This is a genomic window from Acidovorax sp. GW821-FHT09B03 (assembly GCF_059418305.1).
The window spans coordinates 284,442-306,222 of sequence record NZ_JBWKPP010000003.1 but is presented as its reverse complement, the minus strand read 5'-3'; the positions used below and the strand labels follow the sequence as shown (position 1 = coordinate 306,222).

General features: G+C 68.1%; 21 protein-coding genes and 1 pseudogene. 17 read left to right on the top strand and 5 right to left on the bottom strand.

The window, feature by feature from the left end; genetic code table 11:
• Window positions 1–2 precede the first annotated feature (2 nt).
• The 3 genes from AC07PA_RS07780 to AC07PA_RS07770 all read right to left on the bottom strand — a co-directional run bounded on the left by AC07PA_RS07780 (window position 3) and on the right by AC07PA_RS07770 (window position 3,046).
• Entirely contained in the window at window positions 3–971 is a 969-nt protein-coding gene (locus AC07PA_RS07780; protein ID WP_007852025.1) for a Bug family tripartite tricarboxylate transporter substrate binding protein, read from the bottom strand.
• A 134-nt stretch (window positions 972–1,105) separates the two neighbouring features.
• Window positions 1,106–2,086 (bottom strand): lipase secretion chaperone, encoded by a 981-nt coding sequence (locus AC07PA_RS07775; protein WP_494608347.1) that lies wholly within the window; start codon window positions 2,084–2,086, stop codon window positions 1,106–1,108.
• A gap of 18 nt (window positions 2,087–2,104) precedes the next feature.
• On the bottom strand, window positions 2,105–3,046 hold the full coding sequence (locus AC07PA_RS07770; RefSeq protein WP_007852022.1) for an esterase/lipase family protein: 942 nt from the start codon (window positions 3,044–3,046) through the stop codon (window positions 2,105–2,107).
• 166 nt (window positions 3,047–3,212) lie between these two features.
• Between AC07PA_RS07770 and AC07PA_RS07765 the strand changes: the two genes are divergently transcribed.
• The 9 genes from AC07PA_RS07765 to fabB all read left to right on the top strand — a co-directional run bounded on the left by AC07PA_RS07765 (window position 3,213) and on the right by fabB (window position 11,946).
• Entirely contained in the window at window positions 3,213–3,695 is a 483-nt protein-coding gene (locus tag AC07PA_RS07765) for an Lrp/AsnC family transcriptional regulator (protein ID WP_494608346.1), read from the top strand.
• 55 nt (window positions 3,696–3,750) lie between these two features.
• Complete coding sequence (locus AC07PA_RS07760; RefSeq protein WP_494608345.1) at window positions 3,751–4,644, top strand: ATP-binding cassette domain-containing protein; 894 nt, start codon at window positions 3,751–3,753, stop codon at window positions 4,642–4,644.
• Window positions 4,645–4,646: 2 nt separating this feature from the next.
• Window positions 4,647–5,474 carry a hypothetical protein gene (locus tag AC07PA_RS07755; RefSeq protein WP_494608344.1) on the top strand — a complete coding sequence of 276 codons (828 nt, stop codon included), beginning with the start codon at window positions 4,647–4,649 and terminating at the stop codon, window positions 5,472–5,474.
• Entirely contained in the window at window positions 5,471–6,418 is a 948-nt protein-coding gene (locus tag AC07PA_RS07750; protein WP_494608343.1) for a hypothetical protein, read from the top strand. The genes AC07PA_RS07755 and AC07PA_RS07750 overlap by 4 nt, the downstream gene beginning before the upstream one ends.
• 277 nt (window positions 6,419–6,695) lie before the next feature.
• Window positions 6,696–7,427: a GNAT family N-acetyltransferase gene (locus AC07PA_RS07745; RefSeq protein WP_007852008.1), complete on the top strand. Its 732-nt coding sequence runs from the start codon at window positions 6,696–6,698 to the stop codon at window positions 7,425–7,427.
• Window positions 7,428–7,551: 124 nt separating this feature from the next.
• Window positions 7,552–8,427 (top strand): CorC family transporter, encoded by an 876-nt coding sequence (locus tag AC07PA_RS07740; protein WP_007852006.1) that lies wholly within the window; start codon window positions 7,552–7,554, stop codon window positions 8,425–8,427.
• Entirely contained in the window at window positions 8,427–10,025 is a 1,599-nt protein-coding gene (gene lnt / locus AC07PA_RS07735; RefSeq protein WP_494608342.1) for an apolipoprotein N-acyltransferase, read from the top strand. The genes AC07PA_RS07740 and lnt overlap by 1 nt, the downstream gene beginning before the upstream one ends.
• A gap of 179 nt (window positions 10,026–10,204) precedes the next feature.
• Window positions 10,205–10,735: a 3-hydroxyacyl-[acyl-carrier-protein] dehydratase FabA gene (gene fabA / locus AC07PA_RS07730; protein ID WP_007851999.1), complete on the top strand. Its 531-nt coding sequence runs from the start codon at window positions 10,205–10,207 to the stop codon at window positions 10,733–10,735.
• Window positions 10,732–11,946 (top strand): beta-ketoacyl-ACP synthase I, encoded by a 1,215-nt coding sequence (fabB, locus tag AC07PA_RS07725; protein WP_494608341.1) that lies wholly within the window; start codon window positions 10,732–10,734, stop codon window positions 11,944–11,946. Before fabA ends, fabB begins: the two co-directional genes overlap by 4 nt.
• A 53-nt stretch (window positions 11,947–11,999) precedes the next feature.
• Here the strand turns inward: fabB and AC07PA_RS07720 are convergent, their stop codons facing one another.
• Window positions 12,000–12,905: a LysR family transcriptional regulator gene (locus AC07PA_RS07720; RefSeq protein ID WP_007851992.1), complete on the bottom strand. Its 906-nt coding sequence runs from the start codon at window positions 12,903–12,905 to the stop codon at window positions 12,000–12,002.
• A gap of 154 nt (window positions 12,906–13,059) precedes the next feature.
• On the opposite strand from AC07PA_RS07720, the gene AC07PA_RS07715 reads away from it, so the two are divergent.
• From AC07PA_RS07715 to AC07PA_RS07680, 8 genes and pseudogenes are all read left to right on the top strand, one after another.
• On the top strand, window positions 13,060–14,130 hold the full coding sequence (locus AC07PA_RS07715; protein WP_007851989.1) for an asparaginase: 1,071 nt from the start codon (window positions 13,060–13,062) through the stop codon (window positions 14,128–14,130).
• Window positions 14,131–14,435: 305 nt separating this feature from the next.
• Window positions 14,436–15,356, top strand: coding sequence for a glycine--tRNA ligase subunit alpha (glyQ, locus tag AC07PA_RS07710; RefSeq protein WP_007851987.1), 921 nt, complete (start codon window positions 14,436–14,438; stop codon window positions 15,354–15,356).
• A gap of 21 nt (window positions 15,357–15,377) precedes the next feature.
• Window positions 15,378–17,513 carry a glycine--tRNA ligase subunit beta gene (gene glyS / locus AC07PA_RS07705; RefSeq protein ID WP_494608340.1) on the top strand — a complete coding sequence of 712 codons (2,136 nt, stop codon included), beginning with the start codon at window positions 15,378–15,380 and terminating at the stop codon, window positions 17,511–17,513.
• Between the two features lie 35 nt (window positions 17,514–17,548).
• Entirely contained in the window at window positions 17,549–18,115 is a 567-nt protein-coding gene (gene gmhB, locus AC07PA_RS07700; RefSeq protein ID WP_007851981.1) for a D-glycero-beta-D-manno-heptose 1,7-bisphosphate 7-phosphatase, read from the top strand.
• 67 nt (window positions 18,116–18,182) lie between these two features.
• Complete coding sequence (locus AC07PA_RS07695) at window positions 18,183–18,929, top strand: lysophospholipid acyltransferase family protein (protein WP_494608339.1); 747 nt, start codon at window positions 18,183–18,185, stop codon at window positions 18,927–18,929.
• Between the two features lie 35 nt (window positions 18,930–18,964).
• Window positions 18,965–19,891, top strand: a complete 927-nt coding sequence (locus AC07PA_RS07690) for a M48 family metallopeptidase (RefSeq protein ID WP_494608338.1) — start codon at window positions 18,965–18,967, stop codon at window positions 19,889–19,891.
• 68 nt (window positions 19,892–19,959) lie between these two features.
• Window positions 19,960–20,460, top strand: a pseudogene (locus AC07PA_RS07685) (MBL fold metallo-hydrolase); the annotation flags it as partial.
• Between the two features lie 120 nt (window positions 20,461–20,580).
• Window positions 20,581–21,072, top strand: a complete 492-nt coding sequence (locus tag AC07PA_RS07680; RefSeq protein ID WP_369751434.1) for a rhodanese-like domain-containing protein — start codon at window positions 20,581–20,583, stop codon at window positions 21,070–21,072.
• Between the two features lie 65 nt (window positions 21,073–21,137).
• On the opposite strand, the gene lysM is transcribed toward AC07PA_RS07680, so the two are convergent.
• Window positions 21,138–21,620: a peptidoglycan-binding protein LysM gene (lysM, locus tag AC07PA_RS07675; RefSeq protein WP_007851976.1), complete on the bottom strand. Its 483-nt coding sequence runs from the start codon at window positions 21,618–21,620 to the stop codon at window positions 21,138–21,140.
• Between the last annotated feature and the right edge of the window lie 161 nt (window positions 21,621–21,781).

The following is a 21,781-nucleotide window of genomic DNA, read 5'->3' as shown; positions in this document are numbered from 1 at the left end:
GCTTACTCGATCTTGATTTTGGCGGCGCGGATCAGGAATTCGTACTTGCTGTTTTCAGAGCGCACGAACTGCGCGAAGCCATCGAGCGTGAGTTCTTCGGGCGTGATGCCCATCTGCTTGAATTTTTCCTTGCCGGCGGGCGATTGCATGACCGCGGTGAACGCCGCCGCATAGCGCTGCGCATCGGCCTGCGGCAGGGACGCCGGGGCGAACAGACCGAACCAGGTCGACACATTGAAGCCCTGGACCGAATCGTTGATGCTGGGCACCTGGGGCAGCGCATCGTTGCGGCTCAGGGTGGTCACGCCCAGCGCGAGCAGCTTGCCCGAGCGGATGTGCGGCAGCGCCGACGCGAGGTTGTCGAACACCAGCAGCACCTGGCCCGATTGCAGCGCGGCCAGCGCCGGGTTCGATCCCTGGAAGGGGGTGTGGCCCATCCTGGTGTTGGTGAGCGACTTGAACATCTCGGCCGAGATATGGCCGATGCTGCCGTTGCCGCCCGAGCCGTACTTGGCCTGGTCGGGGTTCTTCTTGAGGTACTGCACCAGGTCGGGCGTGGTCTTGATGCCCAGCTTGGCGGCCTGTTCGGCGTTCACGACCAGCACATTCGGTGTGCGGGCCACGAGCGCGATGGGCTTGAAGTCCTTGATCGGGTTGTACGGGAAGTTCTTGTACAGCCAGGGGTTCACGGCATGGGTGGCCACGGCGCCCATCAGCAGCTGGTTGCTGCCGGCTGGCGACTTGGCCACCAGATCGGCACCGGTTCCGCCACCGGCACCGGGCTTGTTTTCCACCTTGACGGCGCCCAGCTGTGCGGCAGCGCCTTCCGCGATGATGCGGGCCGAGGTGTCCAGCGGGCCGCCTGCAGGGTAGGGCACCACGATGGTCATCGGGGCGGACGGGGTCTGCGCCAGGGCGGCGGTGGCCGCCGCGGCCAAGGCAACGCTGAACAAGGTGCTACGGAGCGACATCGGGATCCTCTTGATTTCCGGGAATGCGCAGTATAGGCATCTGTACAGGGTTTACCCTTTGTTACCGCGTGGGTGTTCCCCAGTGCTGGGCGCGCGCTGGCCCGATGGCAGGCAAAGCCCCTGGGGATGCCGCGTCAGGGGCGCGAACCCGGGGCCTGCAGGGCGCGCAGGGCCAGTGCGGCGTCCACCCGCTGCAGCTCTTCGGCCGAGAACAGCTGCTGGCGCAGGGCCTGCGCGGCGGCCTCGCCCTGCCGGGCGCGGGCCTGGCCGAGCTCGTCGAGCCGGTTCTGCCAGTGCTGCTCGTCGCGGTCCAGCTGGGCCAGGGCGTGGGCTGCTTGCTCGCCGTACTGTGCGCTGCGCGCCAGGTGGCGCTGGACATCGCCCACGCCCTGGGCGTTGAAGGCCGCGGTCTGGGCCGCCGCATCGAGGTGGGCCGTGGCGGCGGCGCGTTCGGCGCGGCGCTCGGGCGCGAGTTCGGACTCGGCGGCGCGCAGTGCGCTGGCGCGCTCCTGCGGCGAGAGCTGGGTGTTGCGCGCGATCTCCAGGCGCGCCAGGGTGTAGCGGTCGAGTTCGGCCTCCTGCGCGAACAGGGCGTCGTGCTCTTCTTCCTGGAAGTGCTGCTGCCGGACCTTCTGGCGCGCCTCGATGGCCTCGCGCAGTGCGCGCGGATCGCTGGGATCGCGGGGGGCCGACAAGGCGCCCAGCGCCACGCGGTAGTCCACGTAGCGCTCGGCCAGGGCGAGGGCTCGGGTGGCCAGCGCGGCAGGGAAACGCTCGCCTACCAGCTGCGCCAGGCGTTTCTTGAGGGCCTCTGGGTCGCTGGCTTCGCCGGCATCGGCGATCAGGGCTTCCAGCGTGTGGCGCAGGCCGGGCACCAGCAAGGGGTCGCTGCCCCCTGCCGCCAGTGAGGCGGCCGAAGCGGCGGCCAGCGCTGCGGGCGCTGCCGATGCCGTGCTGCGGGCGGGCAGAGCAGCGCCTGCCACAGGTGCTGCCGTGCCTGAGCCGGGCCCGGTGTCCTGGCTCGCCTCGGCCCGCCAGGCCCGCCACCCGAGCACGGCCGCGACCAGCAGCGCCAGGGCAATGGCGGTCACGGCGGGGCGGGGCAGGCGGTCCATGGCGGCCATCATCGCAAATTACAGGCCGGCAGCCTTGAGGCGGTTGGCCTGCTGGCGGTACAGGGTGACCGGATCGGTCGAGAACCAGTCGCGCAGGCCCACAAGCTGGTTCACCTCGTCGAGGTGGTTCTGGCGGTAGTCGCCCAGGTGGGTGCCCAGCCGCGAGGAGCAGGCCGAGACCAGGCCGTCGTTGGCTTCGCCGAAGACCAGGCCCAGCACGCCGAGCAGGGCGTCGCTGGCGTCGAGCACATTGGTCAGGGTCTTGGTGCCCGTCCAGGAGTAGTAGCGCACGCCATTGACCAACTCGGCCCCGTTGCCGCAGCCTGCGGTGGGCACGCCCTGCGGGAAGCGGCGGTTGAAGGCGGCCGAGCCGGCCGTGGTCAGCGAGTCGAGCGCTGCCGTGGGCATCTGCGGCAGGCCCGAGCCCCCCGAGGTCAGGTTGATCAGCGCCACCAGCGCCGAGGCCGCGCCGTTGGCGATGGTCTCGGACACCGAACCCGCGGGCGCCACGCCGCGCATGATGTCGGCCACGCGCGAACCGCGGTTGACGCCGCCCACCGAGGTCACCGAGGCGATCTTGCCCGGGGCCACGCCGGCCACGTAGCGCGCCGTGGGCCCGCCATGCGAGTGGCCCACCAGGTTGACCTTGGCCGCACCCGTGATGGCCAGGATGTTCTTCACCTGGGCCAGCAACTGCTCGCCACGCACCTCGGTGCTGTTGGCCGCCGAGACCTGGGCCACATAGACCTTGGCGCCCCCCTGGCGCAGCGCGTCGGGGATGCCGTAGAAATAGTCCACGCCCAGCGCCGAATCGAAACCGAAGAGGCCGTGCACCAGCACGATGGGGTAGCGCGTCTGCGTGTACCCGGCCTGTGCATGGGCACTGGCCCCCAGGAGCAGTGTCGAAGCGGTAGCGGCGAGCGCGAGTCGCCGCAGAAGGCGGCCAAAGAAACCGGTCATGTGCTTGTCTCCGTTGATGGATATTTTTGGTTTTCGCAAAAAAGAACGACCGTTCGTTTTTGCGGTATTCATTGTTCGTTGGCAGCCCCCTGTGTCACTATCGGGACATACCCGAGTTTGGTGAAGGGCCATCGCGGTGCCCGGCAATTTCGTAAAATCCTGCGCAATGACTGCTTTCAACGCACTTGACAAGCTGGATCGGGCCATACTGCGCCGGTTGCAGGAAAATGGCCGCGAGACCTACGACGTGATCGGCGAGCAGGTGGGGCTCTCGCCCAGCGCCGTGCTGCGCCGGGTCAAGCGGCTCGAGGACGCGGGCGTGATCGCGCGCTACGTGGCCCTGGTGCCGCCCGAGACCGTGGGCCTGGGGCTCACCGCCTACCTCAACGTGCGCCTGGAAAAGCACACCGAAAGCCACAAGCGCAACCCCATGGACGTGTTCCGCGCCAGCGTGCAGACCTGGCCCGAGGTGGTCGAGTGCGCCTCGCTCACCGGCGAAATGGACTACCTCTTGCGCGTGGTGGTGGCTGACATGGCGCACTACAGCCGCTTCATCATGGACACGCTGCTCAAGCACCCCAGCGTGCAGGACTGCAAGACCAGCTTCGTGCTGGACCGCGTGAAGGCGACCACCGCAGTGCCCGTGTGACAATGCGCGCGCCGTGGCCCTGCGCCTGCGTGCATGAAAGGCCGGACTGCCACCCATGATCGCCATCGACGACCTGCACTTCGGCTATGGCCGCAACGCGCTCTACCAGGGCTTTTCCGCCCAGGTGCACCAGCCCGGCATCTACGGCGTCTTCGGGCGCAACGGCAGTGGCAAGTCCACCTTGCTCAAGCTCCTGTGCGGGCTGCTTACCCCCTGGGGCGGCCGCATGCAGGTGCTGGGCCAGGTGCCGCGCCAGCGGGCGGCGGATTTCCTCGCCGGCATCTACATCGTGCCCGAGGAATTCCACCTGCCCAACCTGACCACGGGTCAGCTGGCGGACACCCAGGGCGTGTTCTATCCGCGCTTCTCGAAGGCCCTGTTCGGGGAATACCTGGCCGAGCTCGAGGTACCCACCGCCAGCCGTTTCGAGGCCATGAGCCTGGGGCAGAAGAAAAAGGCCGCGATCGCCTTCGCGCTGGCCACGGGCACGCCGCTGCTGCTCATGGACGAGCCGACGAACGGGCTGGACATCGTGGGCCGCGGCCAGTTCCGCCGCCTGGTGCAGCGGCCCGAGCACGCCGAGCGCGCCGTGCTCATCAGCACCCACCAGGCCCATGACCTCGAAAGCATCCTGAGCCACATCTGGTTCATCGACGAGGGCCAGCTGGCCCTGTCGGCGCGCATGGCCGACCTCGCCGGGGTGCTGCGCACCGGCGTGGCCAGCGGTGCGCAGGACCTGCCCGCCGCGCAGGACCTGCTCTACCAGGAAAGCATCGGCCAGCAGATCGCCTATGTGGCACGCCATTCCCGATCCGATGCGCAGGCGCCGTCGGCAGAGGGCGCCGTGCAGCTGGAGTTGCTGTACAAGGCGCTGAGCCTCAACCGCGACGGCATGCTGGCGGCGCTGGCGCCATCGCAGCATGCCAGCCCGGACCTGGAGCAGGCATGACCATGGAATTCATCCCTGTGCGTGGACCCGAGTCGCCCACCTTGTCCTGGCCGCGCTGGCGGCGTCTGGCGCGTGCCCACTGGGCCGAGCAGCGGCCCCAGTACTTGGCGCATATGCTGGTGAGCGGCATGCTCTACGTCGCACTGCTGTTGTTCCTGCTGGGGGTGTCGGGCTTTGCGGCTTTCCAGACCACCGTGCAGGCGGCGCTGTACTTTGGCGGCTTGTTCCTTACCGGTTTCGTGTTTGCCGGGCGCTTTTTCGGCGCCATGGCGCAACGCGAGTCGGCCCTGCTGGCATTGATGCGGCCCGCCTCGGCGTTCGAGAAATGGTTGCTGTGCATCGTGGTGGTGGCCATTGCCTACCCGCTGGCCTACAGCCTGCTGTTTCTGGCGATCTCCTGGCCGGCGCAGCAGATCGCCATCGCGGCGCGCTCCGCCCTGGAGCCGCAGTCCTTCAAGCCCGAGGACTATGCGCTCTTCGTGCCCCTGCTGAAGATGGCCGCCAGGCAGGCCATGCCGGTACCCCAGCAAACCGGTTGGCTGGTTGCGGTCTGGGCCCTGCAGGCGTTTGCCGTGGCCGGCTCGCTGTACTACGCACGGGCCTCGCTGCTCAAGACCCTCGCGCTGGGCTTTGCCCTGTTCGTTCTCACGGCGCTGCTGTGCTCCATGGCCGGCGTGCGTGGGGAGGTGCTTTTTGCATGGTGGTCGGCGCGCCGCTCGGTGCCCCTGGATGCGGCGGTCCATGCCGTCAACGCACTCCTGTGGATCGGCCTGCCGGCACTGCTGTGGTTGCAGGCCTATGTGCACCTCCAGGAAAAGGAGCTGCTGTGAGTGCCACTGCGACGCGACGGCACGCCCTGCCCCGGCGCGGGCGCTGGCTCTTCCTGGCCACCCTGCTGCTGTTCTGGGCCCTGCTGGCCTTGAGCGGGATGGAGCGTTTCAAACGACCCGAACCCACCGTCATCGCCTACGCGATCCCGGCCCCGGCGCTGGAGGGCGTGACCGGGCTCCGGCTGGAGGAGGGGGGCGGCAATGCCCAGCGGCTGGCGGTGCGCGTGGTGCTGGACGAGGCACCCGAGGTGCGCATCACCCTGCGGGCACGGCGGGGGGAGGGCGAGGACCCGGACACGCTGCCTGCGCAATTCCCGGAGCTGACCGCCCGCCGGGAAGCCGACATGCTGGTCCTGCGCTGGACCGAAGTTCCGGCGGTTGCCGGTGTGCCGCCCAGGCGACACGGGAAATCGACGGTGTGGATGGATGAGATCGTGCTGCCCGCCCAGTTCCGGCACCTGGCGCTTGCACGCGCCCGTATCGAAGCGCGGACTCCCGTGGAGCGCCTGGAGGTGGTCGGGCAGGCCATCGCCGTGCGCGGTGCCATCGGGCGCCTGGACCTGTGGTCCACGCAGTGCCGGCCCTGCGCGTCCGGAACCACGCCCGCGCTGGCCGAGGACGTGGCCCAGTGCGCGGAACGCACGCGCCGGGGCACGGCAGCGCTGGAGGTGAACGCCGCCCGCATGCGCTCGCTGCGGGTCGATACCCGTGCCGGGCAACTGGATCTGTCCGAGACCCAGGGCCTGGATCGGGCGCTGCTGCAGCTGGGGGATTCCGTGGCCCTGTCCGTGGACCGTGCCAGCGTGCTCGAAAAGGCGCGCGGCAATGACCGGGGCGAGCCCTTGGGCATGCCGCCCGCCTGTGGCGGGCCCGCGACGGACCCCGCGCCGGTACAACTGCTGCCGGCCAGTCCACCGCAGGCGGAGGGGGCTTCCGGCCCTTAGAACCTGTTCGCGGCCACCAATCCCGCATGGCCAGGGCTGTTGCTATTGCATCCCGCGCGCGGGAGGCTTAACGTGGCGCTTCAGGGCCAGCAGGTGCCTCGGTGGCGTGGTGTCATGCCCTGTACTTCCCATCAACTGCTATGGAACTGAGAGCTATTGGCGGGCGCTGGTAAACAAGTTTCGCCATTTTTGAAGGAATTCGACGTGCCTCCCTATTTTGCTGCGGTGCAGCAAAAATCACTGGAAATTCCTAGGGAAAACCCTTATATTCGGAGGCATGATCGCTACCAAAGACTGGCTCAAGGCATCCTGGGACGCAGGCCGGGGAATGCTGCGCCCGGTCACGGGGCGCCCGCATGAGAGCGAGGACACCATGTCTGCACCGTTGATGGTTCCCATCCGTTCGCTCGGCCCTTCGTACCGCGAGCGCATCACGGCCCACCTGCTGCGGCTGGAGCCCGCCGACCGCTACCTGCGCTTTGGCTACGCGGCCAACGACGAGCAGATCCGCCGCTATGCGGACCAGCTCGACTTCAACCGCGACGAGATCTTCGGCATCTACAACCGCCGCCTCGAACTGATTGCCATGGCGCACCTGGCATTCTCCGAGCACCCTGAATACAAGCACTGCGCCGAATTCGGCGTGTCCGTGCTCAAGCAGGCCCGGGGCCGGGGTTTCGGCGCACGCCTGTTCGAGCGCGCCGTGATGCATGCCCGCAACGAGGGGGTGAACATGGTGTTCATCCACGCGCTGTCCGAAAACACCGCCATGCTCAAGATCGCCCGCAATGCGGGTGCGCAGGTGCGCCGCGATGGCTCAGAGTCCGAGGCCTACCTGCAGATCGCCCCCGCCAGTCTCGACACCCGCATGGCCGAACTGGTCGAGCAGCAGTTCGCCGAGGTGGACTACCAGCTCAAGCGCCAGGCCAAGCAGTTCTGGGACTTCCTCGCCGGTGTGCAGGAAGTGCGCAGCGGCGTGCAACATGCACGCCACCAGTCCGCCGAATAGGCCGGACGGCGGCGCTTAGGCGGGCCCGTACCGGGCGATGGCCGCCCGGACGACAGGCGCTGTCACAACAATCCGCTATCCTAGAGCCCCTGATCCACTACCGCACGTCCTGCACTCCAAGACAGTGTCTGACCCGCACCCCGGGCGATTGCCCGAAAAGGAAGACAAGCGCACCTTCCTGCAGAAAGTCGCCGAGTTCATCCACCCCGGACCGGACTCGACCGAAGAACTGATCGAGACGCTGGCCGAAGCCGAGGACAACGACGTCATTGGCGCGGAATCCCGCGTGATGCTCGAACGTGTGATCCGCATGGCCGACATGACGGCGGGCGATGTGATGGTGGCCGCGCCGCGCATGGACCTCGTCAACATCGACGCGCCCTTCGACGAGTTGCTGTACCTGGTGATCACCACGGCCCACTCGCGCTTTCCGGTGTACCAGGGCGAGCGCGAGAACATCATCGGCATCCTCATGGCCAAGGACCTGCTCAAGCTGCAGCGGGCGCCCGAGCTCAATATCCGCGCGCTGCTGCGCCCGGCCGTGTTCGTGCCCGAGAGCAAGGGCCTGAACGACCTGCTGCGCGAGTTCCGCGGCAACCGCAACCATTTGGCCATCGTGATCGACGAGTTCGGCCGCGTGGCAGGGCTCATCACCATCGAAGACGTGCTCGAACAGATCGTCGGCGAGATCGAGGACGAGTTCGACATCCCCGAGGATGCGGGCGACATCTTTGCCCTGGCCGACCGCACCTACCGCGTGAGCGGCGACACGCCCATCGAACGCGTGGCCGAGTCCTTCGGGGTCACGCTGCAGGGCAGCGACCGCGAGGAGGCCTTCGACACCATCGGCGGCCTCATTGCCCATGAGATGGGCCATGTGCCCAGGCGCGGCGAGCATGTGCAGCTCGGCGGCCTGCATTTCGTGGTGCTGCACACCAAGGGCGGCGCCGTGCGCTGGTTCAAGGTGTCGCGGATCGAAGAGAGCCAGGCTGGCGACTGATGGGGCTTGAGCGCGGGACGCAGGGATCCAGAATCACCTTGCCGCTGTTGATCGCCGTGGTGGCGGGGCTTTCGCAGGCGGCTTCGCTGGCGTTGCCCTGGAACGGTCAGCCCCAGTGGTGGCTGCAGATCGCATCGCTGGCCGTGCTGGCCTGGCAGGTGCGCGCAGGAGCCACCACATGGCTCCACGGGGCGCTGCTGGGCTTCGCGTTCGCCACGGCCTGGCTGTGCGGCACGTTCTGGTGGCTCTATATCTCCATGCACACCTATGGCGGGCTGGCTGCGCCGCTCACGGTGGCCGCCATCCTCGGGCTGGCCGCCTTTCTGGCCAGCTATTACGCGATCGCGATCGGCGCCTTTTGCCGGCTGGCGGTGGTGCACCGGGCCGGGGCGGCACTGTTGTTCGCGGCCCTCTGGACGCTGGCCGAGATGGCTCGCGGCTGGCTCTGGACCGGCTTTCCCTGGGGGGCCGGCGGCTATGCCCATGTGGACGGTCCGCTGGCGGCGCTGGCGCGCTATGTCGGGGTCTACGGCCTGTGCTTCGTCACCGCCGTGATCGCCATGCTGCTGGTGCAGTTGCGCGCCAGCGACCTGCGCAGCCTGCGTGCCTGGGCCCTGGTGGCGGGAGGGCTGGCCCTGCTGGGCCTGGCCGCCGTGGACCGCCACTGTGCCGTGGAGCTGTGCCACACGCCGGCGGCGCGCGCGCCCGCGCCGTTGCAACTGGCGCTGCTGCAGGGCAATATCCCGCAGGACGAGAAATTCCAGCCCGGCTCGGGCGTGCCATTGGCCCTGCAGTGGTACCGGGAGCAACTCGACGGCGCCAGCGCGTCGCTGGTCGTGGCGCCGGAGACCGCCATTCCCCTCTTGCCGCAGCAGCTGATACCGGGCTACCTCGAAGGCATCGCCCGGCGCTATGGCAGCGGCTCGCAGGCCGTGCTGCTGGGCATTCCGCTGGGGGACGAGAGCGAGGGCTACACCAATTCGGTGCTGGGTGCCCGTCCTGGCCTGACCGCCCCCTACCGCTACGACAAGCACCACCTGGTGCCGTTCGGCGAGTTCATCCCGCCCTTCTTCAAGTGGTTCACGCAGATGATGAACATCCCCCTGGGTGATTTCAACCGGGGCGGCCTGGGCCAGGCGCCATTCGCCTGGGCAGGGCAGCGCATCGCCCCCAACATCTGCTACGAGGATTTGTTTGGCGAGGAACTGGGGGTGCGCTTTGCCGATCCGGCCGGCGCCCCCACGGTGTTCGTCAATTTCAGCAACATCGGCTGGTTCGGCAACACCGTGGCCATCGACCAGCACCTGCACATCAGCCGCATGCGCGCGCTGGAGTTCGAGCGGCCCATGGTGCGCGCCACCAACACCGGCGCCACGGCCATCATCGACCACCGGGGTGTGGTCACGCACCAGCTCCCACGCCACACGCGCGGCGTGCTGCTCGGCTCGGTGCAGGGCCGGGGGGTGGACGCGCAGCAGGGCTGGGCGATCACGCCCTATGCTTTCTGGGTGTCGCGCTGGGGCCTGGTCCCGCTGGCGGTGCTGGCGCTTGCCATCATTGCCTTCGCCGCAGTGGCGCGCAACCGGGAAAACCGGTGATTTCCAGGGGCCCGGGGCTTGATCCAGCTCAGCCCTGGCCGGGTGCCCGAGCGCCCTGGCAGGCCAATCGCTGGCAGGGTTGCCCCGTGCCTTGATAATAGAGCCCGCAAGCGGGGGCTTGTTTTGCATACAACGATGATTTGAAGCGGTGTGGCCGCTGTTCTGGAGCACGACTGAAAATGGCTGATTCCTTTTCCTACGAACAACTGATCGCCTCGGGCGAGGGACGGCTGTTCGACGCCGACAGCGGGCGTTTGCCGCTGCCGCCCATGCTGATGTTCGACCGCATCACGCACATCGACAGCGATGGTGGCGAGCACGGGCTGGGAAGGATCCGCGCCGAGCTGGATGTGCGTCCCGACCTCTGGTTCTTTGCTTGCCACTTCCAGGGCGACCCGGTCATGCCCGGCTGCCTGGGCCTGGACGCCATGTGGCAACTGATCGGCTTTTACCTGACCTGGCTGCGCCTGCCCGGCAAGGGCCGCGCCCTGGGCGCCGGCGAAGTCAAGTTCACGGGCGAAGTGGGCCCGGACGTGAAGCTGGTCACCTATGAGATCGACATCAAGCGCGTGATCAAGCGCAAACTGGTCATGGCCATCGGCGATGCGCGCCTGTATGCCGACGGCAAGGAAATCTACGTCGCCAGCGACCTGCGCGTGGGACTGTTCAAGCGCGAGGAAGCCGGTGCAGCCCCAGGGGAGGCAGCATGAAACGCGTGGTCATCACGGGCACGGGCATCGTCTCGTGCATTGGCAATGACAGTGCCAGCGTCACCGAATCGCTGCGCGAAAGCCGGCCCGGCATCCGCGCCATGCCCCAGTTCACCGAGCTGGGCATGCGCAGCCAGGTGGCGGGTGTGCCGCAGATCAACCTCGAAGAGCTGATCGACCGCAAGCAGCTGCGCTTCATGGGCGATGCAGCGGCCTATGCGCACATCTCGCTGGCCAATGCCATCGCCGAATCGGGCCTCACGCCCGAGCAGGTCTCGCACCCGCGCACCGGCCTCATCATGGGCTCGGGCGGCGGCTCGCCCGCCAACCAGATCGAGGCGGCCGACATTCTGCGCAGCAAGGGCATCCGCCGCGTGGGGCCCTACCAGGTCACGCGCTGCATGAGTTCCACCGTGTCCGCCTGCCTGTCGACCAACTTCGGCATCAAGGGCATCAATTACTCCATCACCTCGGCCTGCAGCACCTCGGCCCACTGCATCGGCGCGGCCGCCCAGCAGATCGCCTGGGGCATGCAGGACGTGATGTTCGCCGGCGGAGGCGAAGAAGTCAGCTGGGGCATGGGCCTGCTGTTCGACGCCATGGGCGCCATGTCCAGCGCTTACAACGCCACGCCCGAGAAGGCCTCGCGTGCCTATGACGCGAATCGCGACGGCTTCGTGCTGTCGGGCGGCGGCGGTGCCGTGGTGCTCGAAAGCCTGGAGCACGCGCAGGCGCGCGGCGCCACCATCCTGGGCGAAGTCGTCGGTTTCGGCGCCACCTCGGACGGTGCCGACATGGTCGCCCCCTCGGGCGACGGCGCCATTGCCTGCATGCGCCAGGCGATTGCCACCGTGGACGGCCCCATCGACTACATCAACACCCACGGCACCTCCACGCCCGTGGGCGACGTTCCCGAGCTGCGCGCGATCCGCGAAGTCTTCGGAGATGCCATCCCCCCGTTCTCGTCCACCAAGTCGCTCACCGGCCACTCGCTGGGTGCCACCGGCGTGCAGGAGGCCATCTACTGCCTGCTGATGCTGCGCCAGGGCTTCATCGCCGGCTCGGCCAACATCGAGAACCTGGAGCCCGCTGCCGAGGGCATGCCCCTGGTACGCGAAACGCGCGACGCGCCGATCCGCACGGCGCTGTCCAACAGTTTTGGCTTCGGCGGCACCAACGCCAGCCTGGTCCTGCGCCGCTGGGATAACTGACCCGCGCGGTTTTCAGCGCAGCCCGCCATCCTGCGAGGGATGGGCGGGTTTTTTCATGCCGCCTTTGCCGAAAGGGCCTGGTGCAACAGCCCCGGCAGCATGGCCAGCATGCGCGTGGCCGGCAGGCCCGGGGGCAGGGCGCGGGCGTGGTAGCTGTACAGCGACATGGGCGGCAACTCGTGCAGTTCCACGGCCACCATGGCCTGCGGATCGAGCTGGGTGGCGGTGAGGAAGTCCACCACGGTCCAGCCCATGCCCCGGCGCACCAGGTCGAGTGCCAGGCGCGAGGTCTGCACCTGCAACCCGGGTCCGGCGGGCGTGCCCAGGCGCTGGGCGATCTCGTCGATGGACTGGCGCATGGGATCGTCGCCCACGAGCCGGATCACCGGCACCTGGGCCAGCCGGGCGGCCGGTGTCACGGCGCGCGGCGCGCGCGTCCACACCGACTGCGCCACCGCCAGGTACATGCGGCCGCTGACCAGCAGCTCGCTGCGCACCTGCGGGTGCGGGTGCTTGTAGAAGCCCAGGCAGAAGTCCACGCTGCGCGTGAGCAGGGCCTGTGTCATCTGGTCCTGGTGGATGGTGCGCACCTCCACGCCCACCTGCGGGTAGCGCAGCGCGTGCTCCTGCAGCACCCGGGGCAAAAACTCGTGCGTGATGGATGGAATGGCCGCCAAGCGCACGTCCCCCGTGTCGCTGGTGCCCAGGTTGCGCGCCGTGCGCCGCAGTGCGTCGAGCTGGCGGTGGATGCCGGTGGACTCGGCTGCCAGCACCTGGGCCTCGGGCGTGGGCGTGAGGCCGGCCGGCGTGCGCACGAACAAGCGGTAGCCCAGCTGCAGCTCGGTGTGCGCCACGGCCTTGCTCACGGCCGAGGGGGTGATGCACAGCAGGCGCGCCGCTGCGCTCATGTTGCCGGTTTGCAGCACGGCCTGGAAGACCTCGAGTTGGCGCAGGTTCATGGGTATAACTGAAATTCACAGGGGGTGGCTGATTATTCCCTGTCGGTGTGCGCAAGTCTCTCATACCATCCGGCACCGCCAACGAGCGGGTGAGGGCGCCAGCGGCACCAAGCGCGGCAACCCTCTTCAAAACAACTGTCTGGAGATTCCCGTCATGCGCATTTCCCATCCCGTGCACCGCTGGCTTGCCGGCCTGCTGCTCTCGGCCGCATCGGCCATGGCCATGGCCCAGGCGGCCCGTCCCCATGTCGTGGTGCTGGCCACCGGCGGCACCATTGCCGGCGCTGGCGCCTCGGCCGCCAACAGTGCGACCTATGCCGCGGCCAAGGTGCCGGTGGACAAGCTGCTGGCCGGCCTGCCCGAGCTGGCGAGCGTGGCCCGTGTCTCGGGTGAGCAGGTGTTCCAGATCGCCTCGGAAAGCTTCACCAACGAGCACCTGCTGCAGCTGGGCAAGCGCGTCTCGGCCCTGGCCAAGCAGGCCGACGTGGACGGCATCGTCATCACGCACGGCACCGACACGCTCGAAGAAACCGCCTACTTCCTGAACCTGGTGGTGCGGACCTCCAAGCCCATCGTGGTCGTGGGTTCCATGCGCCCCGGCACGGCCCTGTCGGCCGACGGCGCCCTCAACCTGTACGACGCCGTGGGCGTGGCCGCCAGCAAGGATGCGGCCGGCAAGGGCGTGCTGGTCACCATGAACGACGAGATCCAGAGCGGTCGCGACGTGAGCAAGACCATCAACATCAAGACCGAGGCCTTCAAGAGCCAGTGGGGCCCGCTGGGCATGGTGGTGGAAGGCAAGAACTACTGGTTCCGTGCCCCGGTCAAGCGCCACACGGCCGCGTCCGAGTTCAACATCGACGAGATCCAGTCCCTGCCCGCGGTCGACATCGTCTACGGCTACGGCAACATGAACACCACCGGCATCGAGGCCTACGGCAAGGCCGGCGTGAAGGCGCTGGTCCACGCCGGCACCGGCAACGGCTCGGTCGCCGCACAGGCCGTGCCTGCCCTGCAGGCGCTGCGCGCCCAGGGTGTGCAGGTGGTGCGCGCGGCCCGCGTGCCCGACGGTTTCGTGCTGCGCAATGCCGAACAACCCGACGACAAGTACGACTGGGTCGTGGCCCACGACCTGCGCCCGCAGAAGGCCCGCATCCTGGCCATGGTGGCCCTGACCAAGACCAACGACAGCAAGGAACTTCAGCGCATCTTCTGGGAGTACTGATTTCTTGAATTGGCGCACCACGCGTGCGCCGACCGGCTGCCCTTGCGGGCAGTCACCGGTGCGCACCGGCAGACAGACAGCTTGCGCAATCGGTTGGAAAGGCCGGGGCTCCAAAAGGGCCCCGGCCTTTGTACTTGGGGCGGTGTTTTCGTGTCCGGGAGCGGCCTGCCGAGGGCCTGCGAGCGAAGGCGTGCTGCAGCGCCGTAAAATCACCGGTTTGCGTGCGCAAAGGGTCGCCTCTGCGCAGCGGCCTTTTTCCATTCCCCCTTAATGCCCGGCCCTGGTCCGCCAGCGCCACAGACGCCATGTTGACATTCCAGCAAATCATCCTGAAGCTGCAGTCCTACTGGGACGCGCAGGGTTGCGCCCTCCTGCAGCCCTACGACATGGAAGTGGGTGCCGGCACCTCGCACACCGCCACCTTCCTGCGCGCCATCGGCCCCGAGCCCTGGAAGGCGGCCTACGTGCAGCCCAGCCGCCGCCCCAAGGACGGCCGCTACGGCGAGAACCCCAACCGCCTGCAGCACTACTACCAGTTCCAGGTGGTCCTGAAGCCCGCACCGTCCAACATCCTGGAGCTGTACCTGGGCTCGCTGGAGGCCCTGGGCTTCGACCTGAAGAAGAACGACATCCGCTTCGTCGAAGACGACTGGGAGAACCCCACCCTGGGCGCCTGGGGCCTGGGCTGGGAGGTCTGGCTCAACGGCATGGAGGTGACGCAGTTCACCTACTTCCAGCAGGTGGGCGGCATCGACTGCAAACCCGCCACGGGCGAGATCACCTACGGCCTGGAGCGCCTGGCCATGTACCTGCAGGGCGTGGACAACGTCTACAACCTGACCTGGACCGAGGGAGCTGATGGCTCCAAGCTGAGCTATGGCGATGTCTACAAGCAAAACGAGGTGGAGCAATCCACCTACAACTTCGAGCACAGCGACGCCGACTTCCTGTTCACCGCCTTTAACGCGCATGAAAAGCAGGCCAAGCACCTGATGGAGCAGCAACTGGCCCTGCCGGCCTACGAGCAGGTGCTCAAGGCCGCCCACAGCTTCAACCTGCTCGATGCGCGCGGCGCCATCAGCGTGACCGAACGTGCCGCCTACATCGGCCGCATCCGCAACCTGGCGCGCGCCGTGGCGCAGAGCTACTACGAGAGCCGCGAGCGCCTGGGCTTCCCCATGGCCCCCCGCGAATGGGTGGAGCAAATGGCCAAGAAGACCGCCTGAACCCGCCGGAGCCCCTGACAAATGACGACAACGCAAAACCTCCTGGTCGAACTGTTCGTGGAAGAGCTGCCTCCCAAGGCGCTCAAGAAGCTGGGCGACGCCTTTGCCGGCGTGCTGGCCGAGCAACTCAAGGCCCTGGGCCTGGCCACGCCGGCCTCCACCGTGACCGCCTTCGCCTCGCCCCGCCGCCTGGCCGCGCATGTGACGGCCGTGGCCGACAAGGCCGCCGACAAGGCCGTGCAGCAAAAGCTCATGCCCGTGACCGTGGGCCTCGATGCCAGCGGCAATGCCACGCCGGCCCTGCTCAAGAAGCTGCAGGCCCTGGGCGCCGACGTGTCCGACCCTGCAGCCGCCGTGGCCGCGCTCAAGCGCGCCCCCGATGGCAAGGCCGAGGCCCTGTTCTATGACAGCGTGCTGCCCGGTGCCACGCTGCAGGAGGGCCTGCAGAAGGCGCTTCTGGAATCCCTCGCCAAGCTGCCCATCCCCAAGGTCATGAGCTACCAGCTCGAGTCCGACTGCGAACTGCCCGGCTGGACCAGCGTGAACTTCGTGCGCCCCGCGCACGGTCTGGTGGCGCTGCACGGCAGCACCGTGGTGCCCGTGAAGGCACTGGGCCTGTCGGCCGGCAACAGCACGCAGGGCCACCGCTTCGAGGCGGCCGTGTCGCCCGTGGTGTTCAAGGACGCCGACAGCTATGCTGCCACGCTGCAGGGCGATGGCGCCGTGATCGCCTCGTTCGAAGGCCGCAAGGCCGAGATCGCGCGCCAACTGGCCGCCGCAGCCGCCAAGGTGGGCAATGGCGCCCGCCCGATCGAAGACGACGCCCTGCTCGACGAAGTGACGGCCCTGGTCGAGCGCCCCAACGTGCTGACCTGCGCGTTCGAGCAGGAATTCCTCGGCGTGCCGCAGGAGTGCCTGATCCTCACGATGAAGGCCAACCAGAAGTACTTCCCGCTGCTCGACGCGGCCGGCAAGCTCACCCACCAGTTCCTGGTGGTGAGCAACATCAGCCCCACGGATGCGAGCTTTGTGATCGGCGGCAACGAGCGCGTGGTGCGCCCGCGCCTGGCCGATGCCAAGTTCTTCTTCGACCAGGACCGCAAGAAGACGCTGGCCTCGCGCGTCGAAGGCCTGTCCAAGGTGGTCTACCACAACAAGCTGGGCACGCAGGGTGAGCGCGTGGAGCGCGTGCGCGCCATCGCCCAATCCATTGCCGAACAGCTGGGCGACGCCACGCTGGTGGCGCAGGCCGACCAGGCCGCGCAACTGGCCAAGACCGACCTCGTGACCGACATGGTGGGCGAGTTCCCCGAGCTGCAGGGCACCATGGGCCGCTACTACGCGCTCAACGACGGCCTGGGCGAAGTGGTGGCGGACGCCATCGAGGACCACTACAAGCCCCGCTTTGCCGGCGACACGCTGCCGCGCAACAGCGCCGGCGTGGTGGTGGCGCTGGCCGACAAGCTCGAGACGCTGGTGGGCATGTTCGGCATCGGCAATCTGCCCACGGGCGACCGCGACCCGTTCGCGCTGCGCCGCCATGCACTGGGCGTGATCCGCATGCTGGTCGAGAAGGACCTGCCGCTGGACATGGGCGCGCTGCTGGCCGGTGCCGTGCCCGCCTTCGGCGACAAGATCACCGATGCCTCGGCCGCGCTGGCCGATTTCATCTACGACCGCCTGGCCGGCAGCCTGCGCGAGCAGGGCTACAGCGCCCAGGAAGTCGATGCCGTGCTGGCCCTGCGCCCGCAGCGCCTGGCCCTGGTCGAAAAGCAGCTGGCCGCCGTGCGCGCCTTTGCCGCGCTGCCCGAAAGCCCGGCCCTGGCCGCAGCCAACAAGCGCGTGGCCAACATCCTCAAGAAGGCCGGCGAGGTGGATGCGCATGTCAATCCCGAGCTGCTGCAGGAAAAGGCCGAGCAGGACCTGTATGCCGCGCTGCAGCGCTTCGTGCCCGAGGCCAATGCCCAGTTCGACGCGGGTGACTACACCGCATCGCTGCAGACGCTGGCCGTGCTGCGCGCGCCGGTCGACGCCTTCTTCGACGATGTGATGGTGAACGCCGAGCAGATGGACCTGCGCCTGAACCGCCAGGGCCTGCTCAAGAGCCTGCACGACGCGATGAACCGGGTAGCCGACCTCTCCCGTCTGGCGGCCTGACCTGCTAGGCTGGCGGCTGTCACAAGGGGATTCCCATGAAACTCGCCATCCTGGACCGCGACGGCACCCTGAACCCGCTGGGTGAGGATTTCATCACCTCGCCCGAGGAGTGGACGGCCGTTCCCGGCGCGCTCGAGGCCGTCGCGCGCCTGAACCACGCCGGCTGGCATGTGGCGCTGGCCACCAACCAGCCGGGCCTGGGGCGCGGGCTGTTCGACGTGGTGGCGCTCAATGCCATCCACGCCAAGATGCACAAGCAGCTGTCCGCCGTGGGCGGGCGCATCGATGCCGTGTTCTATTGCCCCCATGCGCCCGAGGAGGAATGCACCTGCCGCAAGCCCGGTCCGGGTCTGCTGGAGCAGATCAGCGACCGCTACGGGGTGGAGCGCCACGACGTGCAGGTGGTGGGCAGCTGCCTGGCGCACCTGCAGGCGGGTGCTGCGCTGGGCGCGCAGCTGCACCTGGTGTGCACTGGCAGCGCGGCCGGCCTGGTGCCGGGACAGGCACTGCCGCCGGGCTATCCCCCGGGCACCCAGGTGCACGACAGCCTGGCGGCGTTTGTCGAGCAACTGTTGCCGACGGCTCCCCTGATGGCGGTCTGACCTTTCGCAACACCCTCATGGCTACCCCGCGCCTGCGCCGCGGCGGGCAGCGCAAGACCTTCATACCATGGCCCTGATCCGTTCCATCATTCACCTGCTCTGGATGGCGACCACCGTCATGCCCTATGCGTTGCTCATCATGCTGGGCACCCTGTTCGGCGTGCGCGGCCTGCCGTTGTACCGCATCGCGGCCGCGTGGCTGTCGCTGTGCATCAGCGGCGCGCGTGTGCTGCTGGGCATCCGCGCCCGGGTGTCGGGCATGGAGAACCTGCCGCAGGGCGAGCACGACGGGGCCATCCTGCTGGTCAAGCACCAGTCGACCTACGAGACCTTTCTGATGCCCACGATCATGCCGCACCCGCTGGCCTACGTGTTCAAGAAGGAACTGCTCTACGTGCCCTTCTTCGGCTGGGCCATCGGCCGGCTGGACATGATCCACATCGACCGCAGCCAGCGCGCCCAGGCCTTCAACAAGGTGGTGCAGCAGGGCAAGGACCTGCTGGCCAAGGGCATCTGGATCATCATGTTCCCCGAAGGCACGCGCATCGAGCGCGGACAGAAGGGCACCTACAAGACCGGTGGCACGCGCCTGGCCATCGAAACCGGCGCGCCGGTGGTGCCCATTGCCGTGACCTCGGCCAAGGTGTGGGGCCGCCGGGCCTTCGTCAAGCGCCCGGGCGTGGTGGATGTGTCCATCGGCAAGCCGATCTCCAGCGTCGGGCGCGAAGCGGAAGAGCTGATGCACGAGGTCGAGGCGTGGATCGAGGCCGAGATGCGTCGCCTCGACCCCGAGGCCTATCCCGCAGTCCATTGACTGCCTGTTGACCGCGCATTGATCGGACGCCCCCCATGATGCAGCGGCTCGTGCAGATGGCACTGGACTTCTTCGACGCGCCGCCCCCTGGCGCCGCGCCGCCACCGGTTGCCAAGGTGCCCGCCACGCCACCGCCCCGGCCCGTGGGACCGCCAGCGGTCCCTCTGCCTTCGCTGCTGTCGCCTGCCGAATTCCGCCATCCCGAGGCCAAACGCGAACTGCTGCTGGGCGATGCCGTGGTGGCCTATGCGCTGCAGCGTGCACGCCGGCGCACCATCGGTTTCAGCGTGGGGCCCGATGGCCTGTCGGTGCGCGCCCCCAGTTGGGTGACCCTGGGCGCCATCGATGCGGCGCTGCGCGAAAAGTCCGACTGGATCCTGCGCAAGCTCGGTGAGGCGCGCGAGCGCCAGCAGCGCATGGAGGGGGGGCGCATCGTCTGGGCCGACGGCGCCGTGCTGCCCTACCTGGGCCGGCCGATCACCGTGGTGCTCGACCCTGCGCACGGCTTCAGCGGTCGCGGCGGGCAGCTCAAAGCCATCGCCTCGGCCGAGGATCCGGATGCGCCGCTGGCCTCGCGCCTGCACATCGGACTGCCGCACAGCGCCGGGCCCGCGCAGATCCGCGATGCCGTGCAGGCCTGGCTGATGCGCGATGCCAAGCGCCATTTCACCGAGCGCCTGGAGCACTTTGCGCCGCTGCTGGACGTGCGCTGGACCAGCCTGCGCCTGTCGAGCGCGCAGACACGCTGGGGCAGCGCCAAGGCCGATGGCTCCATCCGCCTGAACTGGCGCCTGCTGCACTACCGGCCTGCGGTGATCGATTACGTGGTGGCGCACGAGCTGGCCCACCTGCGCGTGATGGACCACAGCCCACGCTTCTGGGACACCGTGGCCACCGTCGTCCCGGACTATGCAGCCCTGCGCAACCACCTGCGCGACGAGCCCGCCCCCCTTTGGGATTGAGCGCGCGCAGGGCAGGGTGACACCGGGCGCGGCACAATGGCAGCAACAACGCCATTCCCGCGCCCACCATGATCCCCCTGCAGCTCTTCGACCCCGCCTCCAGCACCTACACCTACGTGCTGCACGACCCCGCCACGCGCCAGGCGGTCATCATCGACCCCGTGGACGAGCACCTCGACCGCGACCTGGCCGTGCTGCAGTCTTTGGGGCTCACGCTGCGCTGGACGGTGGAAACCCACACCCATGCCGACCACATCACCAGTGCCGCACGCCTGGCCGAGCACACGGGGGCGCAGATGGCCGTGCCGGCGGGTTGCGACATCGGCACGGCGGTCGTGCAGCTTGAGCACGGCCACACCCTGGATTTCGGCGGTGAAGCGCTGGAGGCCCTGCACACGCCCGGCCACACGGCGGGCAGCATGTCCTACCGCTGGCGCAACCATGTGTTCACGGGCGATGCGCTGCTCATCAACGGCTGTGGCCGCACGGATTTCCAGTCGGGTGACGCCGCGGCGCTGTACCGCAGCATCACGGGCGTGTTGTTCGCGCTGCCCGATGACACCACGGTCTGGCCCGGCCACGACTACCAGGGCCGCAGCCACAGCAGCATCGGTGCCGAGAAGGCCGGCAACGCCCGCGTGGCGGGCCGCAGCCAGGCCGAGTTCGTTGCGTTGATGGAGTCGCTCAACCTGCCGCGCCCGCGCCGCATGGACGAGGCCGTGCCCGCCAACCAGCACTCGGGCCAGCGCCAGGACGCCGATGGCGCGTCGCTGCAGGCGCCGCGCGGGGCCGAAGGCTATGCCGGCGATGTATCGCCCGCGCTGGCCTGGCAGTGGGTGCAGGAGGGCCAGGCCGTGCTGGTGGACGTGCGCAGCGATGCCGAGCGCGAATGGGTGGGCCAGGTGCCTGGTGCCGTGCCTGTGGCCTGGAAGCAATGGCCCGGCATGGCCATGAACCCCGATTTCGATGCACAGATCCGCCTGGCTGTGCCCGAGGGTGGGCGCGTGGTGTTGCTGTGCCGCAGCGGCGTGCGCTCGGTGGCGGCCGCCAAGCGTGCGACCGAGCTGGGCATCACGGCCTACAACATCCTCGAAGGGTTCGAGGGGGATGCCGATGGCCAGGCGCATCGGGGCCGCAAAGGCGGCTGGCGCTTCAGAGGCCTGCCATGGCGACAGGGCTGAGCACCATGCACCATGAAAAAAGCGGGCCTTGCGGCCCGCTTTTTTCGTTGGGAAGCGCTGTGCGCTCAGAGCGGCGGGATGCGCAGCTTCTGGCCTGGGTAGATCTTGTCGGGATGCGTGAGCATGGGCTTGTTGGCCTCGAAGATCTTGGGGTACTTGTTGGCATCGCCGTAGAACTTCTTGGCGATGGCCGAGAGCGTGTCACCGCGCACCACGTCGTGGTACTGGGCTTCGGGCTCGGGGTTGGTCACGTTCATCAGGTTCTCGACGCTGGTGACGCTGGCCACGTTGCCGCAGCACAGGGTGACTTTTTCCTTGGCCGCCTGCGTGGGGGCATCGCCCTTGACGGTGACCTTGCCCTGGCTGCCATCGAAGGCGACCTGCAGGTTGGTCGCGCCCAGGTTCTGGGTGCCGATGTAGGTCTCGATGGCCTTGGCCGCCGTGGCGTTGAGGTCGTCCTGCGATGGAGCGGCGGCCGTGGCGGCGTGCGCATCCTTGCCGCCGAACAGCTTTTCACCGGCTTCCTTGATGAAACTGAAAAGACCCATGTCGTATCTCCTAAGGTTGCACAAAACAGGAAGGGCCACTGTAGCGGCAAAGTGCGACGCCGCAATGTAAGACGGGCGCGCGACACGATTTTTCACATTGACGCACGCGGGCTGTCCCCGGTGCGACGGCGTGCATGGCACGGGTTATGGGGGGCGGCAGG